Origin of the sequence: Asanoa siamensis, from assembly GCF_016862555.1 — a bacterium.
GTDB classification, from domain to species: domain Bacteria; phylum Actinomycetota; class Actinomycetes; order Mycobacteriales; family Micromonosporaceae; genus Asanoa; species Asanoa siamensis.
In genome coordinates this window covers 21162-37283 of sequence record NZ_BONE01000048.1, presented here as the reverse complement: position 1 = coordinate 37283, position 16122 = coordinate 21162, and the positions used below count along the sequence as shown (strand labels likewise).

The window sequence follows — 16122 nt, the reverse complement described above, 5'->3', positions numbered from 1 at the left end:
TTGATCTTGTTGGGCCGGGCCGCCGGGCGGGACCTAGGCTGGGACGATGGCCGAGGAGATCACCGCACTCCGGGAAGGTGCCCGGGCCCGGGCGGCCGCGCGCCGGCCCGGGCCGTCGATGCCCGCTGTGGACCGCCTCCTGGGTGGCGTCCCGGTGCGGGTCTACCAGCCGGACGCCGCCTCGGTGGTCGCCTACTTCCACGGCGGCGGCTTCGTCATCGGCGACCTGGACACGCACGATCCGCAGTGCCGGCGGCTCGCGGCGGCGACGGGCGCGACCGTGGTCGCGGTCGACTACCGGCGGGCGCCGGAGCATCCGTGGCCGGCCGCGATCGACGACGCGGAGGCGGTGCTGACGTCGTTGGCCGGCGGCGGGTTGCCGCTCGCGGTGGCCGGCGACTCGTCCGGCGGCATGGTGGCGGCGCTGGTCGCGTTGCGCGTACCCGGCCTGGTGGCGCAGGTGCTCGTCTGCCCGAACGCCGACCCGACGCTGAGCTCGCCGAGTGTGCGGTCGGAGGCCGACAACCCGTTCCTGGACCCCGACGTGCTGCGCCGGTGGATCGGTTGGTGGCTGCCCGACGCGTCGATCCGCTCGTCGGCGGCGGTGAACCTGCTGGTGGCGGACGTGGCGGCGCAGCCGCCGGCGCTGATCGTCACCGCCGAGCACGATCCTTTGCGGGACGAGGGCGAGGCGTACGCGGCCCGGTTGGCGTCGGCGGGCGTACCGGTGCGGCACTGGCGTGAGGCCGGCCTGCTGCACGACTTCCCGACGGCGCGCGACACCTCGCCCGAGTCGGCGGCCGCCGAGGACCGTTTCCTGGCCGCGGCGCGGGAGATGCTGTCATGACGGTCCTCCATGTCTTCGACATGGACGGCACGCTGCTGCGCGGCTCGTCGGCCAGCCTGCAGATCGCCGCGGCGACGGGCACGGTCGACCAGGTAGCCGCGCTGGAGGCGGCGTTCATGGCGGGCGAGATCGACACGGTGGGCTTCGCCCGTGGTGTGCGCCGGCTCTGGCACGCGCTGACGGTCGAGTTGGTGGCCGCGGTGTATGCCGGAAGCCCGTGGTTGTCCGGGATCCGCGAGGTGTGCGCCGACATCCGGGCGCGGGGTGAGCGGTCGGCGGTGATCACGATGTCCCCGGACTTCTTCGCCCGGCTGCTGCTGGAGGAGGGCGTCGACGAGGTGGTCGCGTCCCGCTTCCCGGCGGTGCCGTTCGCGACACCGGTGGACCCGGCGGGCATCCTGACGCCGGCGGACAAGGTCCGGGTCGTCGAGGAGCTGCTGGCCCGGCACGGCTTGCCCCGGTCGCGGTGTGTCGCTTATGGAGACTCCATATCGGACGCACCGCTCTTCGCCCATCTCGGCGGCAACACGGTGGCGGTCAACGCGGACGCCCACGTCGCCCATTTGGCGGCGGTGGCCTACGCGGGCGACGATCTCCTCGGCGCGTATGCCCTGGGCCGCGCCCTCGTCGACGGCCCGACGTTGACTCCTCAGCCGCCAACGGCCTGATCGGACTACGCACCGACCGCAGCAGAGCGACAGTCAGCCGAACGGGTGCCCGACCGCCTCCCGGTCGCCGGCCGCTTACCGGCGTCGGGCGTTCGAGCCGATCCGCGGTTCCGCCTCGTCACCCGCGTAGTCGTAGGCCGCGCGGTGTCGCCCGGAACCCCGCCGACGTCAGCGCGTCGCGCAGCGGCGACGCGTAGACGCCCTCGCCGTCAGCCCGTTCGACCGACAGTGCCCCCAACGCCCCCGTATGCACCGCGTCGGCCAGTGCCTTGGCCGCCGAAGCCAGCGCCTCCGCGTCGTCGGTGAAGGACAGGAGGGTCCGGCCGCCGCGTTCGACGTAGAGGATCAGCTCGCCGCCCACCAGGACCACCAGTGCGCCCGCCTTGCGGCCCGCGCGGTGGCCCGGGGTCGCGCCCGGCTGGCCTTCGCCCGAGTCGATCGCGCGGTCCGGCCACGGTAGGGCGGCGCCGAACGGGTTGGCCGGGTCCGTGGCCGCCAGGACCAGGGCGAAGCCGCCGCGGGCGCGGCCGCGGCCCGGGGGCTCCTCGACCGCCTCCACGCGGTCGTTGCGGTCCGCGATGGCGCGCAGGCGGTCGACCGCGCCGGGCACGGCGAACTGGGCCGCCCCCAGACCCTCGACGAAGTAGCCCCGGCGGGCCGCGCCGCGCTCCTCCAACGCCGCCAGCACCGGGTAGACCGCCGCGAAGCCGCCGGTCACGCTCTCGGCCGCGGCCACGCCGCGGGTGACCACGCCGTGGCGTTCGAGGAGCACCTCGGCCGTCGTGGCCGCGCGCCTGGTCGGGTCGGTGTCGCGCTCCGGCAGCCGGGACCAGCGGCCCGCGACCGTCGGCGGACCCGTGCGGGTCGGCATCGCGGCCCGACCGCCGGGGCGGCGGTAGCGGGTGCGCGGCGCACTCGGCCGCGACCGGTGGGCGCCGCCTGCGCCCAGGACCGAGCGCAGCGGCGCCAGCGTGTCGTTGGTGAGGTGACCCGCCCAGACCAGGTCCCACACGGCCGCGACCAGGTCGGCGTCGTCGGTGGAGCCGACCCGGTCGGAGAGCGTACGGAAGAACAGGGCCTGGCCGTCGGCGAGCGCGTCGAGCACCGCGGTGTGCAGCGGCGTCAACGCCAGCGCCTCGTCGGGCAGCGGCAGCAGCAGCGGCGCGGAGTCGGCGTAGGCCAGGGTGACCCACCCGTCGCCGCCCGAGATGGCGCCGCTGCCCGCCCAGACGACCTCGCCGCTCGCGCACAGCTCGTCGAGGTAGCCCGGCTGGTAGTCGGCCACCCGCGCCGGCAGCACCAGCCGCTCCAGCGCCGAGGCCGGCACCGCGAGGCCCTGCAGCTGCTCGATCGCGGCCTCGACCGCCTCGACCCCGCGGGCCGACGAACCGACCTGCTGCCAGCGCGGCAGGAAGGTGGCCAGCACCCGCGGCGGGACCGGCTCGATCTCGCGACGCAGCGCGGCCAGCGACCGCCGCCGCAGCATCCGCAGCACCTCGGCGTCGCACCACTCGCTGCCGGCGCCGCCCGGCGAGAACTCACCCGAGACCACCCGGCCGGTGGCGGCCAGCCGCCGCAGCGACTGCTCGACCACGTAGACGCCCAGCCCGAATCGCGCCGCGCAGGTGGTCGCCGCGAACGGGCCGTGCGTGCGGGCATAGCGCGCGACCAGGTCACCGAGCGGATCGGCGACCGGCTCCAGGTGGGCCTCGGCCACCCCGACCGGCAGCGCCACACCGAGGGCGTCGCGCATGCGCCCCGCGTCCTCGATGCCGATGAACCGTTCCTCGCCCGCGATCCGCACGAGCAGGGCCCGGCGGGCGGCCACCAACTCCGTGGCCCAGTCGACCGAGGCGCCCCGCCGGGTCAGGTCGTCGGGCGACAGGTCGCCGAGCAGGCGGAGCAACTCGGCCACGTCTTCCGCGTCGCGCGGCTGCCGCTCGGGCGTCAGCCACTGCAACTGCCGCTCGGTCTCGGCGACCACCGCGGGCTCCAGCAGCTCACGCAGGTCGACGCGGCCGAGCAACTCGCCGAGCAGCGCCGAGTCGAGGGCCAGCGCGGCGGCCCGGCGCTCGGCCAGCGGCGCGTCGCCCTCGTAGAGGAAAGCGCCCACGTAGCCGAACAGCAGCGACCGGGCGAACGGCGACGGCCGCTGGGTCTCGACCTCGACCAGGCGCACCTTGCGGGCGGCCAGGTCGCGCATCAACCCGGCCAGGCCGGGCACGTCGAAGACGTCCTGCAGGCACTCGCGGGCGGCCTCGAGCGTGATCGGGAAGTCGGCGTACTCGCGGGCCACGTCGAGCAGTTGCGCCGAGCGCTGGCGCTGCTGCCAGAGCGGCTGCCGGCGGCGCGGGTCGCGGCGCGGCAACAGCAGCGCGCGGGCCGCGCACTCCCGGAACCGGGCGGCGAACAGCGCCGAGCCGCCGACCGCCTCCTCGACGATCTGCGCGATCTCCTCGGGGTCGAACGCCACCACGTCGGCACCCGGCGGCTCGTCGGCTGTGTCGGGCAGCCGCACGACGATCCCGTCGTCGGAGGGCATCACCTGTGCGTCGACGCCGTAGCGCTCCGCCAGTCGCTGGCCCACCGCCAGCGCCCACGGCCCGTTGACCCGGGCCCCGAGGACACAGTGGACGGCCATCCGCCAGTCGCCCAGCTCGTCGCGGAAACGCTCGACGACCACCGTGCGGTCGTCGGGCAGCGAGCGGGTCGCCTCGCGCTGCTCGCGCAGGTAGGCGATGAGGTTGCTGGCCGCCCAGTCGTCGAGCCCGCCCGCCTTCAAGGCGCCGACGGCCGCGTCTTCGTCCTGCTTGACCAGCGTGCGCAGGCGCGTGCCGATCGCCCGGCCCAGCTCGACCGGACGGCCGATCTGGTCGCCCTTCCAGAACGGCATGCGGGCCGGCTGACCCGGCGCGGGCGAGACCAGCACCCGGTCGGGGGTGATGTCCTCGATGCGCCACGACGTCGAGCCGAGCAGGAAGACGTCGCCGACCCGGGACTCGTAGACCATCTCCTCGTCGAGCTCGCCGACCCGGGCCGCACGCTCGGCCCCGGCGAGGAACACGCCGAACAGGCCGCGGTCGGGGATCGTGCCGCCGCTGGTCACGGCCAGCCGCTGGGCGCCGGGCCGGCCGGTGAGCTGGTCGGTCGCCCGGTCCCAGACGAGCCGCGGGCGCAGCTCGGCGAACGCGGTCGACGGGTAGCGCCCTGAGAGCATGTCGAGCACCGCGTGCAGCGCCGAGTCGGGTAGCTCGGCGAACGGTGCCGCCCGCCGGACCAGCACGGCGAGGTCGCCGAGCGCCCACGGGTCGAGCGCCACCATCGCGACGACCTGCTGCGCCAGCACGTCGAGCGGGTTGCGCGGGTAGCGCAGCTCCTCGATCGCCCCCTCGCCCATCCGCTCGGCGACCACCGCGCAGGAGACCAGGTCACCGCGGTGCTTCGGGAAGACCACACCCCGGGAGACCGCGCCGACCTGGTGGCCGGCCCGGCCGACGCGCTGCAGCCCCGCGGCCACCGACGGCGGCGCCTCGATCTGGATCACCAGGTCGACCGCGCCCATGTCGATGCCCAGCTCCAGGCTGGAAGTCGCGACCACGGCCGGCAGGACGCCCGACTTCAGCGCCTCTTCCGTGTTTTTCCGCTCCTCGCGCGACACGCTGCCGTGGTGGGCGCGCGCGATCACCGGCGCGGCACCGGAAGCGGCCCCGGACTGCGCCATGATCTCGGCGGGTAGTCGCGCCGACCCGCCCGCGGCGATCTCCTCGACCGCCTCCTCGGCCAGCTCGTTGAGCCGGGCGCAGAGCCGCTCGGCGCTGCGTCTGGAGTTGGTGAACACGATCGTCGACCGGTGCCGGGTGATCAGGTCGTAGACCCGCTCCTCGACCGCCGGCCAGATCGACGCCCGCCGGGGCGTGCCCAGCTCGTCGCCCTCGCCGGGCTCCTCGACCTCGTCGAGGCGCGTCATGTCCTCGACGGGGACCTGGACGCTGACCTCGATCGTCTTGGCGGTCACCGGCCGCACGACGTCGACCGCCTGCGCGCCGCCGAGGAACTGGGCCACCTCGTCGACCGGCCGCACGGTCGCGGACAGCCCAATCCGCTGGGCGGGCTTGGGCAGCAGCTCGTCGAGCCGCTCGAGCGAGAGCGCCAGGTGGGCGCCGCGCTTGGTGGCGGCGACCGCGTGCACCTCGTCGACGATCACGGTCTCGATGCCGCGCAGCGAGTCGCGCGCCGCCGAGGTGAGCAGCAGGAACAGCGACTCCGGCGTCGTGATCAGGATGTCGGGCGGCGTGCGGGCGAACGCGCGCCGCTCGTCAGCGGGCGTGTCACCCGTACGCATGCCGACCGTGATGTCCGGTGGCGGCAGGCCTAGTCGCCCGGCGGCATGCCGGATGCCGGTCAGCGGCGCGCGCAGGTTGCGCTCGACGTCGACGGCGAGCGCCTTGAGCGGGCTGACGTAGAGGACCCGACAGCGCTGCGTGCGCTCGGCCGGTAGCGGCTCGCGGGCCAGCCGGTCGAGCGACCAGAGGAAGGCCGCGAGCGTCTTGCCGGACCCGGTGGGGGCCACGACCAGGGCGTTGCGGCCGGCACCCACCGCCTTCCAGGCGCCAGCCTGGGCATCGGTGGGCGCGGCGAAGGCGGCGGCGAACCACTCCCTGGTCGCCGGCGAGAACTGCTCCATCACGTCCACGCAGCAATCCTGCCCGACAGGTACGACAGAAACACGGGGCGCGGTCAGAGAAGCGGACAAAGGGCGCGTTACGGCATGTTTGCTCGGGTTCGCGGCGGCGCGCGACCGTTGCTCCCGCCAGACACCGCTCGCTCCGCATCGCTGCCAGGTCCGCCGCTGGTCACGCTTTCCTTGATCAAGTCAGGCGCTGAACGCACGCGGCGGTGCACCCCGTACGGCTCGCGCGACGGCCGCCGCCAGCGGCTCGATCCCGTCGTCGTCGAGGCGGCTGATCGTGATCCGGATGCCGGCCGGTGCGCCGATCCGGTAGAGCGACCCCGGCGCCACCGCGTACCCCCCGTCCCGTAGCGCGGTGACCACGGACGTCTCGTCGCCGACGGGCACCCACACGTTGATCCCCGTGCGCCCCTGGCAGTCGATGCCGTGCGCGCCCAACGCCGCGCGCAGGCCCTCACGCCGTCGTTCGTAGCTCTCCCGCGCGGCCGCCACCCCCGCCGCCACCGCCGGGTCCGACCAGAGGCCCGCGACCACCCGTTGCAGCAGCGTCGAGACCCAGCCCGAGCCGAGCCGCATCCGGCCCGACACGCGGGCAATCGTCGCCTCGTCGCCGGCCAGGACCGCGAGCCGCAGGTCCGGTCCGTACGGCTTGCTCACCGAACGCAGGAACGCCCACGAGCGGGTCGCCTTGGCGAGCGGGTGCAGGGGCACAGTGGACAGTTCGGCCGAGTGGTCGTCCTCGATCAGCAGCGCCTCAGGGTGATCCGCCAGTACCCTGCGCAGATCGCTGGCGCGGCGCCGGGTGACGGCTGCGCCGGTCGGGTTGTGGGCCCGGCTGGTCACGATCAATGCCCGTGCGCCCGCGGACAGCGCCAACTCCGTGCCGGCCGGCGTCGGGCCCTGGTCGTCGACGGGAACGCCCACGATCTCCAGGCCCTGCGCCGCGACCAGGTCGATCACGGCCGCCCAGCCCGGATCCTCGACGGCCACCTTGTCGCCGGGGCGCAGGTGGGCCGCGAGCAACCGGTCGATGCCGCCCAGGGCGCCGCTGGTCAGGGTCAGGTGACTGGCATCGACGCCGTCGGCGGCGAACCGTGCGGCGGCCGCCTCGGCCAGCGCGGGCACCATCCCGTCGTGGCTGTAGCCGACCGGGTCGCCAGCCGCCAGAGCGCCGATGTGCGCGCCGAGGTGGGGCAGCAGCCGCAGGTCGGGCTCGCCGGTGAGCAGGTCCAGGACCCCGGTCGGCGGCGGCACGACGAGACCGGCGCGGCCCCCGGCGACCGGCGGGCGGGGGCGCACCCGGGTGCCGTTGCGGCCCGCCGTCTCGATGACGCCGCGGGTCCGCAGCGTCTGGTAGGCCTTGGCCACCGTGCCCGCGGCGACGCCGAGACCGTCGGCCAGCCCGCGCACCGGCGGCAGCGGCGTGCCGGGAGCGAGCGCGCCGGAGCGTACGCCGCCCTCGATGCTCGCCGAAATCTCCGCCGCCGAAGCGCCGACGATCTGATAATGTGCTGTCACAGTTTCAAGAATGTACTAGAACAAAATGCGGGAGGCAAGCATGTACGCCCCGACGGAACGCACCATCGCCACCCGGTCGCGCGATCGGATGGCATACGACGAAGCGTCCGTGCATGCCGTTCTCGACGAGGCCTACCACTGCGCGCTGGCGTTCGTGGTCGACGGCGAGCCGCGGGTCCTGCCGACGCTGCACGTGCGGGTCGGCGACATGCTCTACCTGCACGGCTCGTCCGGCGGCCGGCCACTGCTCGCCGCGCGCGACGAGGGGCTGCGGGTCTGTGTCACCGTCACGCTGCTCGACGGCCTGATCTACGCGCGCTCGCAGTTCCACCACAGCGCCAACTACCGCTCGGTAGTGGCGCACGGTGTGGCCACATTGGTCACCGACGAGACCGCGAAACGGGCGGCGATGACGGCGCTGGTGGAGAAGATGGGCGCCGGCCGCGCCGCACAGACCCGCGCACCGTCCAAGAAGGAGCTTGCCGAGACGGCGGTGCTGGCGTTGCCGCTGCGCGAGGTCTCCGCCCGGCAACGCACCGGCGGCGTACGCGAGGAGGAATATGACCTGGACCTGCCGCACTGGGCCGGCGTCCTCCCGTTGCGCCAGGTGGCCGGTGTGCCGGAGCCCGACGCGGGCGTCGCGGCGCCGGTGCCGCCCTATCTGCTGCCGCACCGCTCCCCCTGGCTGGAGCCGGCGCCGCTGCGCGGTGCGCACGTTGCCCTGGAGCCGCTGGACATGTCCCATGTGGACGACCTCTTCAGGGCGACGGCCAACCCCGAGGTCTGGCAACACCTGACGGCGCGGTTGCCGAAAGACCGGGACGACGTCGCGGCGTACGTGGCCGGTGCGCTGACCGAGTGGCACAACGGCGGCCGGGTGCCGTGGGTGCAACGCTCGGCGACGACGGGCGAGGTCCTGGGCACGACGTCCTTTTACGAGGTCGAGCCGGCCCGCCGCTCGCTGGCGATCGGCCACACGTTCCTGGGCCGCGCGGCCTGGCGAACGGGCGTCAACACGGAGGCGAAACTGCTGCTGCTGACGCGCGCGTTCGAAACCTTGGGCGCGGAGCGGGTGGTCTGGCACACCGACATCCGCAACGAACGCTCCCAGGCGGCCATCGCCCGCCTCGGCGCCACGCGCGAGGGGGTCCTACGCCACCACCGCATCCGCCCGGACGGCTCCTGGCGCGACACGGTCCAGTACTCGATGCTCGCCGAAGCCTGGCCCGCCGCCTCGGTCGCCCTTCGAGACCGCCTGGCCCGCGGCTGATCACCCGAGCCACCGGGCCCTACGCGCGTGCGCGGTCCCGCCGGCTGGTCGAGCGGATTCCATCTGGAGGCGCGACCGGCGGGCGCCGCCCTGGTCTGCGGCAGCCAACTCGCCCGCCTGCTCGGCCACTGACACGTGCTGCCAGGCCGCCGTCGCAACCACGGATTACGCGGGGCGCGGGGAGCCAGCCGCGCAGCACGCGCGAGGCGCACGACCGGCAGCCGAAGCGCGCCGGCGCCGCCCGCGTGCGCTCCCCCGGTTCTGCCGGGCGGGTGACTGCCCGACCCGGGCGGGTTGCGGTGACGACGAACGGGTACAAATTCCCAATGGCGCCGACGGAGAGCCCAGCTGGGGCGGAACGGTTTATTCCGGACAAGGCACGGAGCCTCGACGACCTGAAGCAGGCTGCGCCGGGGTGTCGTGGGTGTGAGCTCTACGAGAACGCCACCCAGGTGGTGTTCGGGCGGGGCGACGCCCACGCGAAGCTCGTGATGGTCGGTGAGCAGCCGGGTGACATCGAGGACCAGAAGGGACTGCCGTTCGTCGGACCGGCCGGCCACCTGCTGCGGCGCGCGGTCGACGCGGCCGGGATCGACCCGGGCACGCTGTACATCACCAACGCCGTGAAGCATTTCCGGTTCGAGATGCGGGGGAAGCGCCGCATCCACCAGACGCCGGAGCGTCAGCACATCGAGGCGTGCCGGCCGTGGCTGGTCTCGGAGTTCGCACTGCTCCGGCCCGAGATCGTCGTGGTCCTCGGCGCCACGGCCGCGAAGGCGTTGCTCGGCCCGTCGTTCCGGGTGACCCGCCAGCGCGGCGAGCTGCTCCCCTGGCCGGACGCGGCCCAACACCCGGACGACTTCCGCACCGCCCCGATCGAAGGCGGCGTCGAGGTGCCACCGGGCAAGCTGGTCGCGACCATCCACCCCTCCGCGGTCCTCCGCGCGGACAACCAGGACATCGCCTTCAACGGCCTGGTCGACGACCTGAAGGTGGTGGCATCAGCCCTCTCGGGCCGATGAAGCGCGTCGACAACGGGGTCGCCCCGATCCATGCTGTGACCTCGTCGGCCAGGCAGACCCTCGCGGCTGGATCGGGCTGCGACCCCGTTGAGAACGCGGCATACACCCGCTGGCGGCCGATGCCCCCGAGGCGCCACCTCGCCCGGTCGCCCCCGGAGAACAGCCGAATCTCGTCCCGCGCGCCAGAACGCGCCATGGCGCCAACCGGAGCGGCCGTGCCGCGCCGACGCCGCGCGACAGCGAAGCCGAGGAGCTAGCTGCCCTCAGCGATCCGCGTGGCTCCCGGCTGCGTTTCGGGGGTCGCGGGTTCGCTGTCTGGTGGCTCGGGTGGTGCCTCGTCGGCGCCGTCGGTGGCTGGCCTCCCTGCGGAGCCGTCGTCGTCCCTCGGCGTCAGCGAAGCGGTGAGGCCCGGCATCGCGGCTGCCGACCCCACTGCGTCGTCCGGTGTGGAGGGACGTGGGCGGGCCGCCGGGGCGTTGGGGAGGACGATGTCGCGGATCGTGAGGTAGACCGCGTGGACGGCCAGGATGCGTTCGACCTCGTCGAGGATCGGGGCGAAGAACTGGTGGCGTTGTTCCGCGTCGATCATCGAGTTGACCGCGAAGTACATGCTGCCGAAGCCCGCCAGCACCGCGGCGTTCTTCAGCAGCGCGACCGGGACCGTGCCGAGCATCGCCGGGGGCTCGCCGATCCACTGTTCCGCCGTCGCTCGTGTCACGACGATCACGCCCAGGAGGACGAAGAAGCCGAACAGGCCCAGGCCGACCACCGCCGCCTGGACGAGTTGGCGGGTGGCCAGGATGACCAGCAGGTTGGTGACCTGGCCGCTGGTCAGTCGGACCGGTGCCAGCGGGTCGCCCTTCGGCGCCACGTCGGCCATGTCCACCATGGACAGCGGTGTGCGCTTGCACGCGTGGCTCAGCCGTTCCGGGCGCAGGTCGCGCTCGACCCGGCCGATCTCGTCGCGCAGGCGGCCCGCGCTGGCCAGGATCGTCACCGCCGCGAACAGGGCGAGCACCCAGCCGACGCGGTCCCAGCCCAACCGGTGCATCGCCTGCCACAGCTCGCCGGTGAAGAAGAAGAACAACGTGACGAACAGCAGCATCGGCAACGCGCGTCCCTGCAGCCGCAGGCTGTTGCGCATGTCGTCGACGGCGTGCCGGAATGCGCTGCGTAGCAGGGGTAACAAGCCGTAGGTGACCGCCAGATATCCGCCGGCGGTGGCTGCCGCGGCCGCCAAAAGGTATGTGGTCAGACCTTTGACAGTCAGGCCGACCTTCAAAGCCGCCAACGGCACCGCGGCAAGGAGCACGGCGTACCCGACGAGCAGTGCCCATGCCGTGACCAGCGAGAACCTGGGCATCCGGCGGCTCCAGGCGGCCAGGACGGGCCAGGCGGCCACGCCCGCGACGAGCGCGGCGAGGCCGATCAGATCGCGGGTGCCGAAGCTGACGCCGAAGACCAGCGGGACGAACCACGCCAGATCGACGAACGCCACGAGGGCCAGGTAGGGCACCATGCGCGGCAGCACGTGGCGGCGGAAGTCGTAGCCGGCGGTCATCTGCGGCACACCGCGCCGCACGAACCAGCGCTCGGTCTGCCGGACGAGGGCGCGGGACGCGGTGAGCGGCACGCTCTGATGGTGCCAGCCGGCCGGGCCGGGCGCCCGCCCCACGTTCGGGTGGTGGAGGGTGCGCCGCCGGCAGGAGTAGCTTGAGCCCCGTGGAGCACGCGCACGTGATCGACGACGTGGCCGAGGTCCTCGCGACCGAAGACGAGATCGCCGCCCGGGTGTCGGAGTTGGCGGCCCGGATCGAAGCGGACTACGCGGGCCGCGACCGCTCCTGGTCGGTGTGCTCAACGGTGCGGCCACGGTCACGGTGGACCTGGCCCGCGCCCTGCACCGCCATGTGGAGATCACCTGGATGGGCATCACGTCGTACGGGGCCGGTCAGGGCGGCTCCGGCGCGGTGCGACTGCGCAAGGACATCGACGTCGACGTGTCCGGCCGCGACGTCCTGATCGTCGACGGCGTGATCGACACCGGCCTGACCGCCGCGTGGCTGATGACCAATCTGCGCGGTCGCGGGCCGGCCTCGATCGAGTTCTGCGGCCTGTTCCGCAAGCCGGGCGCCCGGGGCATCGACATCCGATATGTCGGGTTCGACGTCCCGGACGGGGTCGTGGTCGGGTACGGCCTCGACTACCAGGGCCGCTACCGCAACCTGCGCTGCTGCGCGCGGCTGGCCCCGCACGTCTACGCGCCGCCGTCAGCGGACCTCGTCGACCACTCCGCACACGACGCGCTGACCGAGTAGCCGCGCCGGGCCGGCCCGGGGCAGGGCCATCGCGACGATGCCCACCCGGTCCCGACGCTGACGAGCGATCACCTTCGAGGTCGCGCCGCCTGACGCCGGCGTGCGTCGGAAAGAGGTCACGGAGGGCTGATCGCGGATCAGCTCGATATGGGCTATTTGACCGACGCTCCCGACATCACGTGCTGGCGACACCTGGCCGCCGGGAACGACCTGGTGACGATCAGCCAGCGAATCCCGCCGGCCGCCCAAGGGACGTTCGAGGGACCGCGACGTCTCGACGTCAGCGTGCCGACGGACGATTTCTTCGCCGCGGTGCGAGATTTCGATCGTCGGTTCATCGCGGCGATGGAGGAACGTGTCGCCGTGCTGGAACAGACCGGCCCACCGACGGACGTTAATCTTGACCTGGCGATGCTTCGTGCCGAGCACGTGCGCCGGAGCCACTGGCTGGCCGAACGCCTCGCGGCGCCCCGGCAGGTCGACTGGAACCGGGTGCGCTCCGGCCTTTCCGCGATCTCATCCTGGCCTACCTCGGAGAGCGGGACCTGATCCGGCGCGGTGCCGCCCGCGCTCGACCGCTGGGCGGCACCGTGGCGCGAGCGGTTCAGCCGAGTTGCGGCGCGATTTCGGCAGCGATCAACTCGATGAGGTCCGTGTCGCGCAGATCCCGCAGCTGCAGGAACAACCTGGTCGCGCCGGCTTCCACGTACGCGCCGAGGTCGTTGACGATTTTGTCCGGCGTGCCGATGACCGCGCCCTCGCCCGAGTCCGTGTCCAGGACCTCGCCGCCCCAGCGCGAGCGGACCTCCGCGTCCGTGCGTCCACTCACGACGGTCACCGCCGCCGACTTCACCGGCAGGTCGTTGCGGCCCGCCAGCACGCACGCGTCGTCGACCACGCGATAGATCCGGGCGGCCTCGGCCGCCGAGCGGAACGGGACGTTGAACTCGTCCGCGAACCGCGCCGCCAACGCCGGCGTCCGCTTCGGACCCGCGCCACCCATGATGATCGGCGGGCGCGGCGACTGTGCCGGCTTCGGCAGACCGGGCGAGTCGACCACCGAGTAGTGCGTCCCCGAGTAGTTGAACCGCGACCCCGCCGGCACCCCCCACAGCCCAGTGATGATCTCCAGCTGCTCCGTCAGACGGTCGAACCGCTCGCGCACCGACGGGAACGGGATCGCGTACGCCTGGTGTTCCTCCTCGTACCACCCCGCGCCGAAGCCGAGCTCGATCCGGCCCCCGCTCATCTCGTCGACCTGCGCCACACTGATGGCGAGCGGGCCCGGGTGGCGGAACGTGGCCGAGGTGACCAGCGTGCCGAGCCTGACCCGCGAGGTCTCCAGGGCCAGGCCGGCCAGCGTGACCCACGAGTCGGTCGGGCCCGGCAGCCCGTCGAAACCGCCCATGGTGAGGTAGTGGTCGGAGCGGAAGTAGCCCTCGAAGCCCGCTTCCTCGGTGGTGCGGGCGGCCTTGACCTGGTCGGCGTAGCTGGCACCGTGCTGGGGTTCGGTGAAGATGCACAAACGCATGTGTGCCAACCTAGCCCGATGACCACCTGGCAGATCCGCCAGTCCTTCGGCGGTGACGACCGCGAGGCGCTGGACGAGTTCCACCGGCGGGCGTGGGGCGGGCCGATCGTGGTCGCCCACGACGAGGCGATCGACCTGCGTACGCTGCCCGCCCTGGTCGCGCACGACGCCGACGGCAAGCTCGCCGGCGCCCTGTGCTGGCGCGTCGACGGCGACGCGCTCGAGGTCGTCAGCATCGCGGCCGCCGCCAGCGGCCACGGCGTCGGCACCGCGCTGATGGACGCCGTCGTGGCCGAAGCACGGGCCGCCGGGTCGCGCCGGGTCTGGCTGGTCACCACCAACGACAATCTGCGGGCGCTGCGCTTCTACCAGCGGCGCGGGCTGCGGATCGTCGGCGTGGACGCCGGTGCGGTCGACCGCGCGCGGCTCATGAAGCCGAGCATCCCGACCGTCGGCGACAACGGCGTGCCCATCCACGACGAGTTGCGCCTGGAACTGTCGATCGAAGGTCAGTGAAAAGACGATGTGGATCAGCTTCACCACCGACTACGGCCGGCTCGACGGGTTCGTCGCCGCCTGCCACGGCGCGATCGCCCGGATCGCTCCCGAGGCGCGCGTCATCGACGTCACGCACGACATCCCGCCGGGCGACGTCGCCCGGGGTGCGGTGGTGCTCGCGCAGACCGTCGGTGACCTGCCGACCTCCGTACACGTGGCGGTCGTCGACCCCGGTGTCGGCACCGCCCGCCGGCCGATCGCGCTGCGCACGCCCGGCGGCCTGCTCGTCGGTCCCGACAACGGGCTGCTGATCGGGGCGGCCGAGGCGCTCGGCGGGGTCATCGCGGCCGTCGAGCTGAGCAACCCCGCCTGGCACGCACCGGTGGTGACCCGCACGTTCCACGGCCGCGACATCTTCGCGCCGGTCGCGGCCCGGCTGAGCGCGGGCGCACCGCCGGCGGACGCGGGCCCGCCGATCGACCCCGCCGACCTGACCCGCCTGCCCGAGCCGGAGGTCACGGCCGGTGCGGGCTGGCTCGCCGCCGAGGTGATCAGCGTCGACCGGTTCGGCAATGTCCAGACCGCGGCGAAAAGCCTGCCGGCGCCGGTCGGCACGCGCGTACACGTCGGGGCAGCGGCCGCCGTCGTCGGTGAGACGTTCGCCGACGCACCGCCCGGCGAGCTGGTCGTGCTGGTCGACTCAGCGGGCCTCGTGGCGGTCGCGGCCAACGGGGCACCCGCCGACGCCGCCCTCGGCGTACGCCCGGGTGATGTGGTGCGGATCACGACCGCGCGCTGACCCCCGCCGGTGCGGCACGATGGAACCGTGCCCGAAGGTGACACGGTCTGGAACACGGCGCGCACCCTGCAGCGCGCGATCGGCGGCGGCGAGCTGACCGCGTCCGACTTCCGGGTGCCGCGCCTGGCGACGACCCGGCTGACCGGCTGGCGGGTGCTCGAGTCCACGAGCCGCGGCAAGCACCTGCTGCTGCGCCTGCGCGACCCGGCCGGCACCGACCGCACGCTCCACTCGCACCTGCGGATGGACGGGGCGTGGCGGGCGTACGCGCCGGGTGAGCGGTGGGCCGCCAAGCCCGCCCACCTGATCCGGGTGGTGCTCCGCACGGCCGACGCGGTCGCGGTCGGTTATCACCTGCACGACCTGTCACTGGTGCCGACGGCTCGCGAGGCGGAGCTCGTCGGCCACCTCGGCCCGGACCTGCTCGGCGCCGACTGGGACCCGGCCGAGGCGGTCCGCCGCTTGGCCGCACACCCCGACGCGACGATCGCCGAGGCCATCCTCGACCAGCGCAACCTGGCCGGGATCGGCAACCTCTACAAGTCGGAGACGCTGTTCCTGCGCGGCGTCTGGCCGTGGACCCCGGTGCGCGCGGTGTCGGACCTGCCGGCCCTGGTCAGCCTCGCGCAACGCCTGCTGGCCAACAACCGGGGGCGCTGGCTGCAGACGACGACGGGCGCGCTGCGCAAGAGCGAGGCGAACTACGTCTACGGCCGCCGGGCCCAGCCGTGCCGCCGCTGCGCGGGCCCGATCCAGAAGGCCGAACAGGGCGAGCGGGTGACCTACTGGTGCCCGCGGTGCCAACCCAAACCAGACAATCTTTGACTTTACGCACGTCCGCGGTGGTCACGACCGCTCGCTCCCGCGCGCACCGCTCGCTCCGCTTCACTGCCGGGCCCGCGCCGGGTCACGGCATGCGCCACGCAGTCCGACGTCCCCTGATTTCGCGCCGCCCCGCAGG

At 73.6% G+C, this 16122-nt stretch carries 13 protein-coding genes; 9 read left to right on the top strand and 4 right to left on the bottom strand.

What is annotated here, in order from left to right; translation table 11 throughout:
* Positions 1 to 46: 46 nt before the first annotated feature.
* Positions 47 to 847 (top strand): alpha/beta hydrolase, encoded by an 801-nt coding sequence (locus Asi02nite_RS26505; RefSeq protein WP_239127111.1) that lies wholly within the window; start codon positions 47 to 49, stop codon positions 845 to 847.
* The gene (locus Asi02nite_RS26500; RefSeq protein ID WP_203716625.1) at positions 844 to 1515 is read left to right on the top strand and encodes an HAD family hydrolase; all 672 of its coding nucleotides are present in this window, start codon (positions 844 to 846) and stop codon (positions 1513 to 1515) included. Before Asi02nite_RS26505 ends, Asi02nite_RS26500 begins: the two co-directional genes overlap by 4 nt.
* Before the next feature lie 118 nt (positions 1516 to 1633).
* On the opposite strand, the gene Asi02nite_RS26495 is transcribed toward Asi02nite_RS26500, so the two are convergent.
* Entirely contained in the window at positions 1634 to 6199 is a 4566-nt protein-coding gene (locus Asi02nite_RS26495) for an ATP-dependent helicase (RefSeq protein ID WP_203716655.1), read from the bottom strand.
* A 189-nt stretch (positions 6200 to 6388) separates the two neighbouring features.
* The gene (locus Asi02nite_RS26490; RefSeq protein WP_203716624.1) at positions 6389 to 7723 is read right to left on the bottom strand and encodes an aminotransferase class I/II-fold pyridoxal phosphate-dependent enzyme; all 1335 of its coding nucleotides are present in this window, start codon (positions 7721 to 7723) and stop codon (positions 6389 to 6391) included.
* Between the two features lie 40 nt (positions 7724 to 7763).
* Between Asi02nite_RS26490 and Asi02nite_RS26485 the strand changes: the two genes are divergently transcribed.
* Positions 7764 to 8993 (top strand): bifunctional pyridoxamine 5'-phosphate oxidase family protein/GNAT family N-acetyltransferase, encoded by a 1230-nt coding sequence (locus tag Asi02nite_RS26485; protein ID WP_203716623.1) that lies wholly within the window; start codon positions 7764 to 7766, stop codon positions 8991 to 8993.
* A 326-nt stretch (positions 8994 to 9319) separates the two neighbouring features.
* Positions 9320 to 10015, top strand: coding sequence for a UdgX family uracil-DNA binding protein (locus Asi02nite_RS26480; protein WP_203716622.1), 696 nt, complete (start codon positions 9320 to 9322; stop codon positions 10013 to 10015).
* 253 nt (positions 10016 to 10268) lie between these two features.
* Here the strand turns inward: Asi02nite_RS26480 and Asi02nite_RS26475 are convergent, their stop codons facing one another.
* Complete coding sequence (locus tag Asi02nite_RS26475; protein ID WP_203716621.1) at positions 10269 to 11648, bottom strand: hypothetical protein; 1380 nt, start codon at positions 11646 to 11648, stop codon at positions 10269 to 10271.
* 220 nt (positions 11649 to 11868) lie between these two features.
* On the opposite strand from Asi02nite_RS26475, the gene Asi02nite_RS26470 reads away from it, so the two are divergent.
* Together Asi02nite_RS26470 and Asi02nite_RS26465 are read left to right on the top strand one after the other, a co-directional pair.
* Positions 11869 to 12333, top strand: coding sequence for a phosphoribosyltransferase (locus tag Asi02nite_RS26470; RefSeq protein ID WP_239127110.1), 465 nt, complete (start codon positions 11869 to 11871; stop codon positions 12331 to 12333).
* Between the two features lie 147 nt (positions 12334 to 12480).
* Positions 12481 to 12882, top strand: a complete 402-nt coding sequence (locus tag Asi02nite_RS26465) for a DUF5984 family protein (RefSeq protein WP_203716620.1) — start codon at positions 12481 to 12483, stop codon at positions 12880 to 12882.
* 55 nt (positions 12883 to 12937) lie between these two features.
* Here the strand turns inward: Asi02nite_RS26465 and Asi02nite_RS26460 are convergent, their stop codons facing one another.
* Complete coding sequence (locus tag Asi02nite_RS26460; RefSeq protein ID WP_203716619.1) at positions 12938 to 13864, bottom strand: LLM class F420-dependent oxidoreductase; 927 nt, start codon at positions 13862 to 13864, stop codon at positions 12938 to 12940.
* A gap of 18 nt (positions 13865 to 13882) precedes the next feature.
* Here Asi02nite_RS26460 and Asi02nite_RS26455 point away from each other — a divergent pair, with 18 nt between their 5' ends.
* From Asi02nite_RS26455 to Asi02nite_RS26445, 3 genes are read left to right on the top strand one after another with little or no spacing between them, the layout of a single operon-like run.
* Positions 13883 to 14380 (top strand): GNAT family N-acetyltransferase, encoded by a 498-nt coding sequence (locus tag Asi02nite_RS26455; RefSeq protein WP_203716618.1) that lies wholly within the window; start codon positions 13883 to 13885, stop codon positions 14378 to 14380.
* 7 nt (positions 14381 to 14387) lie between these two features.
* On the top strand, positions 14388 to 15161 hold the full coding sequence (locus tag Asi02nite_RS26450) for an SAM hydrolase/SAM-dependent halogenase family protein (protein WP_203716617.1): 774 nt from the start codon (positions 14388 to 14390) through the stop codon (positions 15159 to 15161).
* A 27-nt stretch (positions 15162 to 15188) separates the two neighbouring features.
* Entirely contained in the window at positions 15189 to 15986 is a 798-nt protein-coding gene (locus tag Asi02nite_RS26445; RefSeq protein WP_203716616.1) for a DNA-formamidopyrimidine glycosylase family protein, read from the top strand.
* Positions 15987 to 16122: the final 136 nt, after the last annotated feature.